The organism is Streptomyces sp. ISL-96, assembly GCF_018614035.1.
In the GTDB taxonomy this organism is placed as follows: domain Bacteria; phylum Actinomycetota; class Actinomycetes; order Streptomycetales; family Streptomycetaceae; genus Streptomyces.
This window is the reverse complement of sequence record NZ_JAGGPA010000018.1, coordinates 17,515-28,716: the sequence shown is the minus strand read 5'-3', so window position 1 is coordinate 28,716 and position 11,202 is coordinate 17,515. Positions and strand designations below refer to the sequence as shown.

At 69.9% G+C, this 11,202-nt stretch carries 10 protein-coding genes; 8 read left to right on the top strand and 2 right to left on the bottom strand.

The window, feature by feature from the left end:
• Positions 1–29: 29 nt before the first annotated feature.
• Positions 30–515, bottom strand: coding sequence for an ATP-binding protein (locus J7E96_RS11750; protein WP_215130272.1), 486 nt, complete (start codon positions 513–515; stop codon positions 30–32).
• 282 nt (positions 516–797) lie between these two features.
• Between J7E96_RS11750 and J7E96_RS11745 the strand changes: the two genes are divergently transcribed.
• From J7E96_RS11745 to J7E96_RS11725, 5 genes are all read left to right on the top strand, one after another.
• Positions 798–1,649 (top strand): helix-turn-helix transcriptional regulator, encoded by an 852-nt coding sequence (locus J7E96_RS11745; RefSeq protein ID WP_215130270.1) that lies wholly within the window; start codon positions 798–800, stop codon positions 1,647–1,649.
• Positions 1,650–1,660: 11 nt separating this feature from the next.
• A complete protein-coding gene (locus J7E96_RS11740; protein WP_215130268.1) occupies positions 1,661–1,852 on the top strand; it encodes a hypothetical protein in 192 nt (63 codons plus the stop codon).
• Between the two features lie 423 nt (positions 1,853–2,275).
• On the top strand, positions 2,276–3,952 hold the full coding sequence (locus tag J7E96_RS11735; protein ID WP_215130266.1) for a fumarate hydratase: 1,677 nt from the start codon (positions 2,276–2,278) through the stop codon (positions 3,950–3,952).
• A gap of 132 nt (positions 3,953–4,084) precedes the next feature.
• On the top strand, positions 4,085–4,642 hold the full coding sequence (locus tag J7E96_RS11730) for a hypothetical protein (protein WP_215130265.1): 558 nt from the start codon (positions 4,085–4,087) through the stop codon (positions 4,640–4,642).
• On the top strand, positions 4,639–5,244 hold the full coding sequence (locus J7E96_RS11725; protein ID WP_215130264.1) for a TetR/AcrR family transcriptional regulator: 606 nt from the start codon (positions 4,639–4,641) through the stop codon (positions 5,242–5,244). The genes J7E96_RS11730 and J7E96_RS11725 overlap by 4 nt, the downstream gene beginning before the upstream one ends.
• A 39-nt stretch (positions 5,245–5,283) precedes the next feature.
• On the opposite strand, the gene J7E96_RS11720 is transcribed toward J7E96_RS11725, so the two are convergent.
• Positions 5,284–6,819 (bottom strand): ricin-type beta-trefoil lectin domain protein, encoded by a 1,536-nt coding sequence (locus tag J7E96_RS11720; RefSeq protein WP_215130263.1) that lies wholly within the window; start codon positions 6,817–6,819, stop codon positions 5,284–5,286.
• A 108-nt stretch (positions 6,820–6,927) separates the two neighbouring features.
• Here J7E96_RS11720 and J7E96_RS11715 point away from each other — a divergent pair, with 108 nt between their 5' ends.
• The 3 genes from J7E96_RS11715 to J7E96_RS11705 all read left to right on the top strand — a co-directional run bounded on the left by J7E96_RS11715 (position 6,928) and on the right by J7E96_RS11705 (position 11,154).
• Entirely contained in the window at positions 6,928–8,331 is a 1,404-nt protein-coding gene (locus J7E96_RS11715; RefSeq protein ID WP_215130262.1) for an aspartate ammonia-lyase, read from the top strand.
• Positions 8,332–8,375: 44 nt separating this feature from the next.
• Complete coding sequence (locus J7E96_RS11710) at positions 8,376–9,050, top strand: DUF402 domain-containing protein (RefSeq protein WP_251069756.1); 675 nt, start codon at positions 8,376–8,378, stop codon at positions 9,048–9,050.
• Between the two features lie 253 nt (positions 9,051–9,303).
• The gene (locus J7E96_RS11705) at positions 9,304–11,154 is read left to right on the top strand and encodes a SpoIIE family protein phosphatase (RefSeq protein WP_215130261.1); all 1,851 of its coding nucleotides are present in this window, start codon (positions 9,304–9,306) and stop codon (positions 11,152–11,154) included.
• The last annotated feature ends 48 nt before the right edge of the window (positions 11,155–11,202 follow it).

Genomic DNA, 11,202 nt, shown 5'->3' with positions numbered 1-11,202 from the left:
AACCCACCCCCGAGGCGCCGCGAAGCCGGTCACCAGGGCAGGACGACCCAGGACTTGGTGCCGTAGTGGGGTGGGCGGGCGTCGCCGATGCCCCACTCGCCGCCCCAGTCGTCGACCACGGCCGCGAGCAGCCACAGCGAGCGCCGGCGCCGTTGCTCGCAGAGGGTTACGGCGTCGGGGTCGGCGTGGTGAGGGTGCTGGTCCCAGACGACCAGGCGGAGTGCGTTGTCGCGGTGGCGGAGGGAGAGGTAGAGGTCATCGCCCGTGGTCAACTTTGCTGCTGTGGAGATCAGTTCAGTCGCGGCAAGGGTGGCGAGCGGGCCGTAGCGGTCGAGGCCGTGTGCGTGCAGCGCGGATGTCATCGCGTTACGGGCGATGGCGGCGCTGCGGGGTTCGCAGGGCACGGTGAGGCTGAGTGCGAGCCCGTCGTCCGCGCGGGGACGCAGGTACGGGCCGCCGGGCCTGGGCGCGGCGCTGGCGACGGGACAGAGTGCGGTGCGGAGGTATGGAGGCATCGTTGACTCCCTTGGTGGGGGCGGGTGGCTCACGCGGCGGTACGGGCGATGAGTGGTGGCCTGTCTCCCTGACGCGGGCTGCCCCTCCCAGGGAAGGAGGTTGCGGGCAGGACCGCGCGATGCACTTCTCAACTCACCGGAACGTGAGCGGTGCGTTACTCAATGTAGAGCAGTCGGGGGCACCTGTGTCCATCGAATGAGAGGCAATTGCCTCGAAGGGTGGACCGGCACCACCGTGCGGCGGCAGACTGAACCCGACCATCCGGCCCGAGAAGGGGCAGCATGCCGACGCGACCCACACCCACCGAACGCCAGAAGAGACTGGGTGCCGAACTTCGGAAGATGCGCACTGCCGCCGGTGCAACCACCGAATATGCCGCAGGGCTCCTGGGCCTCGACCGGACCAAGATCTCCAACATGGAGTCCGGTATCCGCCCCATCAGCCCGGAACGCGTACATACGCTTGCCAGCAACTACGAGTGCTCAGACAGGCGTTACGTCGACGCCTTGGCCGAGATGGCCGGCAACCGGGATCGCGGCTGGTGGGACCACTACCGTGGAACGCTCCCACAAGGTCTTCTCGACATCGCAGAACTGGAGTGGAGCGCAGCCCGCCTGCGCACCGCCCAGACCGTGCACATCCCGGGCCTTCTCCACACCGAGGAGTACGCGCGCACCGTCTTCAGCGCCGTGCTTCCGCCGCTGCCCCGGCTCGAAGTCGAACTGCGCGTAGCCCACCGCCTGGAACGCCAGAAGGTCTTCACCCGGGACGTACCGCTCGACTACGTGGGCTACATCCATGAGGCAGCGCTGCGCATGCAGTTCGGCGGCCGCAAGGTCACTCAGGCGCAGCTTGATCACCTCTGCACAGCGTCCGAGCGCGACCACGTGGCGTTGAAGGTCATCCCAGTCGAGCGCGGCGCTTTCCCCGGCGCCGGTCACGCGCTTCTCTACGCGGAGGGGATCGTCCCTCAACTGGACACCGTGCAGCTCGACTCCGCGCACGGACCCGAGTTCATGTACTCCGAGGCACAGCTCAGCAAGTACCGCACCCACCTGGACTGGATGGACAAGGCCGCGCTTCCACCCAAGGAGTCACGGGACTTCATCCACCACATCGCACGCCAACTGTGAAGGACGCCGACATGGCCGAAATTGACTGGGAAGACGCCTTCTGCGGCGAAGGCAACAACTGCTTCCGCATAGGAACCGATAACGAGGGTAACGGCTACATCGCCATCAACGGCGAGGAGGACCGCCACCTCACCGACAGCCACGAGGCCCTGCGCAACATGATCCGCGACATTAAGGCCGGCAAGGCCGACCACCTGTTGTAGGCGACAGTGCGCCCGGTCGGCGACCAACTCCGACCGGGCCGGCCCCGAGGCGCGCTTGTAACACCCGGACCGCTCCGACCAGGACCGTTTCCTGAGCGAATACGTGCCGGGCCCGTCTGGAAAGAGCGGCGCAACCCTGGGAACGTTTGCTGGAGCAGGTCGCCGCGGCGGACGCCGCGAGTGAGGTCGCCCGGGACATCGTGGTGGACTCCACCGTCGTGCGCGCGCAACAGCACGCGGCTGGTGCCCGCCGCACGCGAACCGGAAGATCGACAGGCCAGCCGCCCGCCTGCCCCAGAGGTCGTGCGGCAGACGGCCATCGCCCAACTGAGGCTTACCTCACAGACCCGGCATTCCGCCGGCGTCTTACGCTGGTGGGCGCGCTGCGCCAATGGAGGCCAGTTGCCGTCTGCCGAGTGAGGAATGGCCGTAATGCCAGAGTTTGCGTACTCCGATCTGCTCCCCCTGGGAGAGGACACCACGCCGTATCGCCTGGTGACCGCAGAGGGTGTTTCCACCTTCGAGGCCGACGGCCGTACGTTCCTCAAGGTCGACCCCGAGGCGCTGCGCACCCTTGCCGCCGAGGCGATGCACGACATCTCGCACTACCTGCGGCCGGCGCACCTGGCGCAGCTGCGCCGGATCATCGACGACCCCGAGGCGTCCTCGAACGACAAGTTCGTGGCGCTCGACCTGCTGAAGAACGCGAATATCGCGGCTGCGGGCGTCCTGCCGATGTGCCAGGACACGGGCACGGCGATCGTGATGGGCAAGCGCGGGCAGAACGTCCTGACGGAAGGCCGCGACGAGGAAGCCCTCTCTCACGGCATCTACGACGCGTACACCAAGCTCAACCTGCGCTACTCGCAGATGGCCCCGCTGAACATGTGGGAGGAGAAGAACACCGGCTCGAACCTGCCCGCGCAGATCGAGCTGTACGCGGCCGACGGCGGCGCGTACAAGTTCCTCTTCATGGCAAAGGGCGGCGGCTCCGCCAACAAGTCCTTCCTCTACCAGGAGACGAAGGCGGTGCTCAACGAGGCCTCCATGATGAAGTTCCTGGAGGAGAAGATCCGCTCGCTGGGTACGGCCGCGTGCCCGCCGTACCACCTGGCGATCGTCGTCGGTGGTACGAGCGCCGAGTTCGCGCTCAAGACCGCGAAGTACGCCTCCGCGCACTACCTGGACGAGCTGCCGGCCGAGGGCTCGCCCCTCGGCCACGGCTTCCGGGACAAGGAGCTGGAGGAGAAGGTCTTCGAGCTGACGCAGAAGATCGGGATCGGCGCGCAGTTCGGCGGCAAGTACTTCTGCCACGACGTGCGCGTGGTGCGGCTGCCGCGCCACGGCGCCTCGCTGCCCGTCGCGATCGCCGTGTCCTGCTCGGCGGACCGGCAGGCCGTCGCGAAGATCACGGCTGAGGGCGTCTTCCTGGAGCAGCTGGAGAAGGACCCGGCGCGGTTCCTGCCGGAGACGACTGACGAGCACCTGGATGAAGCCGGGGACGTCGTCAAGATCGACCTGAACCGGCCGATGGACGAGGTGCTGGCCGAGCTCACCAAGTACCCGGTCAAGACCCGGCTCTCGCTGACCGGGCCGCTGGTCGTTGCGCGCGACATCGCGCACGCCAAGATCAAGGAGCGGCTGGACGCGGGCGAGGAGATGCCGCAGTACCTGAAGGACCACCCGGTGTACTACGCCGGTCCGGCAAAGACTCCTGAGGGCTACGCGTCCGGCTCCTTCGGCCCGACCACAGCCGGACGGATGGACTCGTACGTCGAGCAGTTCCAGGCGGCGGGCGGCTCGAAGGTCATGCTCGCCAAGGGCAACCGGTCGAAGCAGGTGACGGACGCGTGCGGTGCGCACGGCGGCTTCTACCTGGGCTCGATCGGTGGTCCGGCGGCGCGTCTCGCGCAGGACTGCATCAAGAAGGTCGAGGTCGTCGAGTACGAGGAACTCGGCATGGAGGCGGTCTGGCGGATCGAGGTGGAGGACTTCCCGGCGTTCATCGTGGTCGACGACAAGGGCAACGACTTCTTCACTGAGCCCGCCCCGGCCCCGACGTTCACCTCGATCCCGGTGCGGGGTCCTGGCCTGGCCTGAGCCCCCGGCCCCCGAGGCGACTGCCCCCGACCGCACATCGCGGTCGGGGGCAGTCGCCGTTTTTCGCCCGCAGCGCGCTCTACTTCTGTAGAGTCCTCTACAGAAGTAGAGTCCGGCAGAGAGGTCAATTCCATGAGCACGCTCGCCGACCGGTTCGTTCCTCACCCCCACTTCGCCTCCGCGCACGAGGCCGTCATACCCGCCCCCGCCGAGGCCGTATGGGCAGCCATCCAGGACTTCGACAGGACCGGCGGATTCAAGAACGTCCGGGCGGTACGGGCGCTGGTCGCCGTCCGCCGGCTCCTCGGCCGGCTCCGCAACCGGGGCGGAACGCACGAAGACATGCCCACCCTGTCCGTCCCGCTCGCCGAGGACCCGCCCCGCGAAGTGGTGCACGGCATCGTGGGTCAGTGGTGGACGATGGGAGGCGCCGCCAACCGTACGGACGTCGTCGGCGCCGAGGCGTTCCTGGCGTTCGCCGAACCGAACCACGCGAAGGCGGTGTTCGTCCTGAAGCTCACGCAATCACCTGACGGCCGGCGCACCAGGGTCGTCACCGAGACGCGCGTCGTCTGCACCGATCCCGAGGCGCGGCGGGCGATGGGACGCTACTGGCTGGTGATCCGTCCGTTCAGCGGCCTCACCCGCAGACTGATGCTCGGGGAGCTGCGGAAGCGGGCGACAGCGTGAGCCGGAGCCCACGGGTGGCGGCCCTGCTGCATGCCGCCGTCTCGGTCATCGCCGCCGAGGGGCTGCGCGGCCTCACGCACCGGGCGGTCGATGCCCGGGCGAACGTGCCGGTGGGCTCGACGAGTTACTACTTCCGCACCCGGGAAAAGCTGCTCGCCGGCGTCGTCTCACTCATCGCCGAGGAGGAACTGGCCGACATCGGGCAGGCGGAAGTCGCCGAGGAGTTCGCGTCCGCCCCGCCCGTCCGGCAGATGGCCGACCGGTTCGCGGGCGTACTGGCCCACTGGCTCGGCCCGCAGCGCGAGCGCACCCGGGCGCGGCTGGAGATCCTGCTGACCGCCGGCCGCCCCGACGACGAGACCGGCGCCGAGCTGCGGCGCGCCCGGGAACGCTTCGTCGAGCAGGCCCGCCTGGTGGCGGCCGGGCTCGGCAGCCCGAACCCCGCGGAAGGCGGGCGGATCGTCGTGGCGTTCGCCGAAGGGCTCACGTACGACGGAGTGGTCCGGCCGGGGCCCGACACCACCGACCGGGCCACCCTGCGGCGGGCGATGGAGACCGTCCTCGCCGCCCTGGCCACGCCGCCGCCGTGCGGGCCCCGGTGAAAGGGCCCGCACCACCGCGCCACGCCGATCCCGTTCCCGTTACGCGAACCGCTGGTTCGCCGCGCCCGTGCAGGGCTGGAGCTTCAGCGGGTCCTTCGCCGCCGCCAGCGTCACGCACAGACCCGTCGCCGCTGCCGGGCGGATCGTCGAGCCGTCGCGTACGAACTGCTGGTTCGCCGCGCCCGAGCAGTTCCACAGGATCAGCCCCGCACCCGCCTGATACTTCGCGCCGGGCACGTCGAGGCACCGGTCGTGACTCAGTGCCGTACGGAGCGACTTCTGGGCGGTGTCGTACCACCAGCCCTGGTTCCGGCCGCCGTGGCAGTCCCAGCCGCCCACCGCCGTCCCGTTAAGGGTCGTCGATCCGGGTACGTCCGCGCACGTCCCCGTCCCCGCGTTCTTCAGCGGCTTGTACGCGTCGTCCCACGCCCCCGCGAACAGCACGGGCTTTCCCGTACTCGCCGGGTCCGCGCAGCTCGCCTCCCTCAGCGAGGAGTTGTAGACCTGGGTGAGGCACGAGGCGAAGGCCGCGTGGCCGCGGATGTTCGGGTGGAAGGACTGGCGGACCGAGTTCTCGTCCGGGGTGCCGGGCTTGGAGAGGTCGATGTACAGGCCGCGCGCCCAGGGATCCTCCATGCACACCTCGTGGCCGTGGAACAGGCGGGAGTTGTCGAGATAGACCGACCCGGTGTTCGCCGCCGCCGTGCGCATCCCGCGCTCGAAGACCGGGACCGCGGTGTTGCGGCCCCAGGCGGCGTCGGAGTCGTACCCCACGCACCCGCCCGGGATCTTGCCGGGGAAGTTCGGATTGTCCTTGAAGTCGGGGCCGATCGGGCTCGGGTAGCCCATCACGACCATCTTGTAGTCGCCGTCGGCGTACCCGGCGCCGCGCATGACCGTCCGCAGATCCCTGACCGTCTGCTCGACCTTGGGCACGAGCGCGTCGACGCGCCCCTGCCAGCCGGGCGCGTACTTCGGCTCGCAGGGCCCCTGGATGGTCAGCCAGCGCGTGACGCAGTCCGTCATGACCGGGCCGAACTGGAGGTCGTCGTTGGCTCCGGCGACCAGCAGGACCATCTTGATCCTGGTGTTGCGGGCCTTGACGGCCAGACTGTCGCTCTGGACCAGTTCGTCGGCGTACTGCTTGTTTCCACCGATCCTGATGTTGCCGGTGTACGCGCCCGAGCAGGAGACGTTGTACGTGACGTCGGCCGGGATGCCGGTCCGGTGAATGGCGGCGTCCGGCGAGCGGTGGCACCAGTTGTCGGGGCCGTTGGTGCCGGGTTCGTACGTGCCGACGCCCTCACCCGAGATCTCGCTGTCGCCCAGCGAGATCAGCCCGCTCTTACGCTGATCCATGGGCCGCTCGGCCGGGTCGCCGTAGAGCTTGGTCGCCTCGGCTGCGCGGATGGCTTCCAGTTCGGCCGGAAGGGGGGTGGATGCGGTGGTGGATGCGGTAGTGGTCGAGTCAGCGGCCGTGGCGGGGGTGGTTGCCGCCAGGCCGCCGCCGATGGCCACCGCCAGTGCGGCGGTGGCCGCGAGCGTGGAGCGAAGTCTGAGCCGTGTGCGCTGCATTGCGCCTCCCCGGTTTGTTGTTACCCCGGGTATTTACTGGCGGGTAGGCGACTTGGGAATACGCAGAACAAGACAAGTGCTCAACTTTTTCCGAGGAGAGGATCGATCATGACGGCTGAGGACCACCGGGACGACTACCGCGTCGAGCACGACTCGATGGGTGAAGTACGTGTTCCGGCCCACGCCAAGTGGCGCGCCCAGACCCAGCGGGCCGTGGAGAACTTCCCCGTCTCCGGGCAGCGCCTGGAGCGCGCCCACATCGAGGCACTGGCCCGCATCAAGGCCGCCGCCGCCCAGGTCAACGCCGAACTCGGCGTGCTCGACAAGGACATCGCGCAGGCGGTCCAGGACGCGGCCGCGGAGGTCGCGGAGGGGCGTTGGGACGAGCACTTCCCCGTCGACGTCTTCCAGACCGGTTCCGGCACGTCCTCCAACATGAACATGAACGAGGTCGTCGCCACGCTCGCCACCGAGCGCCTCGGCAGCCCCGTCCACCCCAACGACCACGTCAATGCCTCCCAGTCGTCCAATGACGTGTTTCCGTCCTCCATCCACATCGCCGCGACCGCCGCCGTGACGGGCGACCTCGTCCCCGCCCTCGACCACCTCGCCGCCGCCCTGGAGCGCAAGTCCGCCGAGTTCGCCGACGTCGTCAAGTCGGGGCGTACGCACCTGATGGACGCCACGCCCGTCACCCTCGGCCAGGAGTTCGGCGGCTACGCCGCCGCCGTCAGGTACGGCGTCGAGCGCCTGCGCGCCTCCCTCCCGCGCCTGGCGGAACTCCCCCTCGGCGGTACGGCGGTGGGCACCGGCATCAACACCCCGCCCGGCTTCTCGGCCGCCGTCATCGCCGAAGTCGCCCGCAGCACCGGACTGCCGCTCACCGAGGCACGCGACCACTTCGAGGCGCAGGGCGCGCGGGACGGACTCGTGGAGACGTCCGGTCAGCTCCGTACGATCGCGGTCTCCCTCACCAAGATCTGCAACGACCTGCGCTGGATGGCGTCGGGACCGCGCACCGGATTGGCCGAGATCAGCCTTCCCGACCTCCAGCCGGGCTCGTCGATCATGCCCGGCAAGGTGAATCCGGTCATTCCCGAGGCCGTGCTGATGGTCGCGGCGCAGGTGATGGGCAACGACGCGACGGTCGCGGTGGCCGGCGCGGCGGGCAACTTCGAGCTCAACGTCATGCTGCCCGTGATGGGCAAGAACCTGCTGGAGTCCGTGCGGCTGCTCGCCAACGCCTCCCGGCTGCTGGCCGACCGTACGGTCGACGGCATCACCGCCCATGTCGAGCGCGCCCGCGAGTACGCGGAGTCGTCGCCGTCCGTCGTCACCCCGCTCAACAAGTACATCGGGTACGAAGAGGCCGCGAAGGTCGTCAAGAAGTCGCTGGCCGAGCGCCGGACCATCCGCGAAGTCGTCCTGGAATCCGGGTACGTCGAGCGGGGCGACCTCACGGTGGAACAGCTCGACGAGGCGTTGGACGTGCTGCGTATGACGCACCCGTGACCTCGGTCGGAGCAACTGGCGGAACCTGCTCCTAAGATCTGCTCATGACAGCTACGGTGAGCGGGGCGGGCGGGGCGCGCTGGGCGCCGGGGGACCACATCCTCTGGCGCTACCGCGGCAATGCCTCCGACCGGATCCACATCTGCCGCCCCGTCACGGTCGTCCGCGACACCGACGAACTGCTCGCGGTGTGGATGGCGCCGGGCACCCCGTGTGTCCGGCCGGTGCTCGCGAACGGTACGCCCGTACACGAAGAGCCACTCGCCACGCGGTATACGGCGCCGCGGACCACCACCACCTCGCGGTGGTGGGGCAACGGCGTGCTGAAGCTGGCGCGGCCGGGCGACCCCTGGTCGGTGTGGCTGTTCTGGGAACGGGGCTGGCAGTTCAAGAACTGGTACGTGAACCTGGAGGAGCCGCGCACCCGCTGGTCGGGCGGCGTCGACTCCGAGGACCACTTCCTCGACATCGCCGTGAGCCCGGACCGCGCCTGGTGCTGGCTGGACGAGGACGAGTTCGAGCAGGCCCGCCGGGTGGGGCTGCTGAGCGCCGCCCAGGCCCGGCAGGTACGGGACGCGGGGCGCGCGGCGGTCCGCCTGATCAACGCGTGGGGCGCTCCGTTCCGGGACGGCTGGGAGAACTGGCGGCCCGATCCGAGGTGGGCGGTGCCCCGATTGCCCGATGACTGGGACCGCACTCCTGTTCACATGGCTCCGTGAGACCCTTGAAACGCCCCCATGGGTCAAACGTAGGATCGCCTTCCGCAACACTGATCGCAATGATCCCGCCCGCAACAAGCGGACCCGGAGTAGAACCTGACCGTATGTCACCACAGGGGGGTGGAGCCGTGCCGGAGAGCAAGTCTGCCGAGTTCAGGGCCCACCGTCCTGTCGAGGCCGCCCGCAGAGCGGGTATATCGCCACACAAAGCGATTGCATCGCACAAGCTCCCCGGACGGACGGAACCCCACGCGTGACGGAGCACCAGTCCACCTCGCACGAAGGCCGGCAGCCCCTGGTTGCCAGGCCGCACGAGCGCACCCGGACGCGGCAGGAGGAGGCGCCCCCAACGGTGCCGAGTCCCGCGCCCGCTCCCTTGCCGGCCAACGGCGGCGGAGTCCCGGAACAGGCCGGGGAGGCCAGGAGTGAGGGGGACCGGCTGCGGTTCGTGGGCGCGGCGACGCGGCGGATCGCGCGGGGCATCGATCTCGACGAGATCGTGCTCGGCCTGTGCCGGGCGTCCGTGCCGACCTTCACCGACGCGATCCTCGTCTACCTGCGCGACCCTCTGCCGGTCGGCGACGAGCGTCCCGCCGTGCCGTTCGTGCTGCGTCTGCGCCGCACGGACCGGCTGCGTTTAGCCGATGACGGAGCGGAGGAGATCGACCTCCAGGCCGAGCCGCTGCCCGCCCACCAGCTGTGCGAGGTGCGCAGCGGGGGCGCCCTCGCCGAGGTCCTCAGGGGCGTACGCCCGGTGTTCGGCGACTCCGCGTCGGCGCGGGCGGCCCTGCCCGAGCTGCTCGGCGACTCCATGGGCCTGCCCGCCGGGCGACGCGCGATCCTCGCACCGCTGCGCGGCCGGCGCCGCGTGATCGGCGCCGCGGTGTTCCTGCGCCGCCCCGAGCGGCCGGCCTTCGAGGCGAACGACCTGCTGGTCGCGGCCCAGTTGGCGACTCACACCGCGCTCGGCATCGACAAGGCCGTGCTGTACGGGCGCGAGGCGTACATCGCCGACGAGCTCCAGCGCACCATGCTGCCCGACTCGCTCCCGCAGCCGACCGGCGTCAAGCTGGCCTCCCGCTACCTGCCGGCCGCCGAGACGGCCCGCGTCGGCGGCGACTGGTACGACGCGATCCCGCTGCCGGGCAGCCGCGTCGCGCTGGTCGTCGGAGACGTCATGGGCCACTCCATGACCTCCGCCGCGATCATGGGCCAGCTGCGGACGACGGCCCAGACCCTCGCCGGTCTGGATCTGCCGCCGCAGGAGGTCCTGCACCACCTCGACGAGCAGGCGCAGCGGCTCGGCCAGGACCGGATGGCGACCTGCCTGTACGCCGTGTACGACCCGGTCTCGCACCGGATCACCATCGCCAACGCGGGCCACCCGCCGCCCATCCTGCTGCACCTGGGCGGCCGCGCCGAAGTGCTGCGGGTGCCGCCGGGCGCGCCCATCGGCGTCGGCGGAGTCGACTTCGAGGCCGTCGAGCTGGACGCCCCGGCGGGCGCCACACTGCTGCTCTACACCGACGGGCTGGTGGAGTCGCGGCTGCGGGACGTCTGGACCGGCATAGAGCAGCTGCGGGAACGGCTCGCCGCCACCGCGCAGTTGACGGGGCCGGACCACTCGCCGCCGCTGGAGGCCCTGTGCGACGACGTACTCGACATGCTCGGACCAGGTGACCGGGACGACGACATCGCGCTGCTCGCCGCCCGCTTCGACGGGATCGCGCCGAGCGATGTCGCGTACTGGTTCCTGGAGCCGGAGGAACAGGCCCCCGGACGGGCCCGCAGGCTGGCGCGGCGCGCGCTGGCACGCTGGGGTCTGGAGGAGCTGAGCGACTCGGTGGAGCTGCTGGTCAGCGAGGTGGTGACGAACGCGGTGCGGTACGCCGAGCGGCCCGTGACGCTGCGGTTGCTGCGTACGGACGTACTGCGCTGCGAGGTCGGAGACGACTCGCCGCAGCTGCCCAGGCAGCGGCGGGCGCGGGACACGGACGAGGGCGGGCGCGGGCTGTTCCTGGTGAACCGGCTGGCGAGACGGTGGGGCGCTACGCGGCTGTCGTCGGGCAAGGTGGTCTGGTTCGAGCTGGCGACGCGCCCGTAGCCGATTCTGTACGCACGGCACATACGACTGCGGCGGGCACCGAGGGTG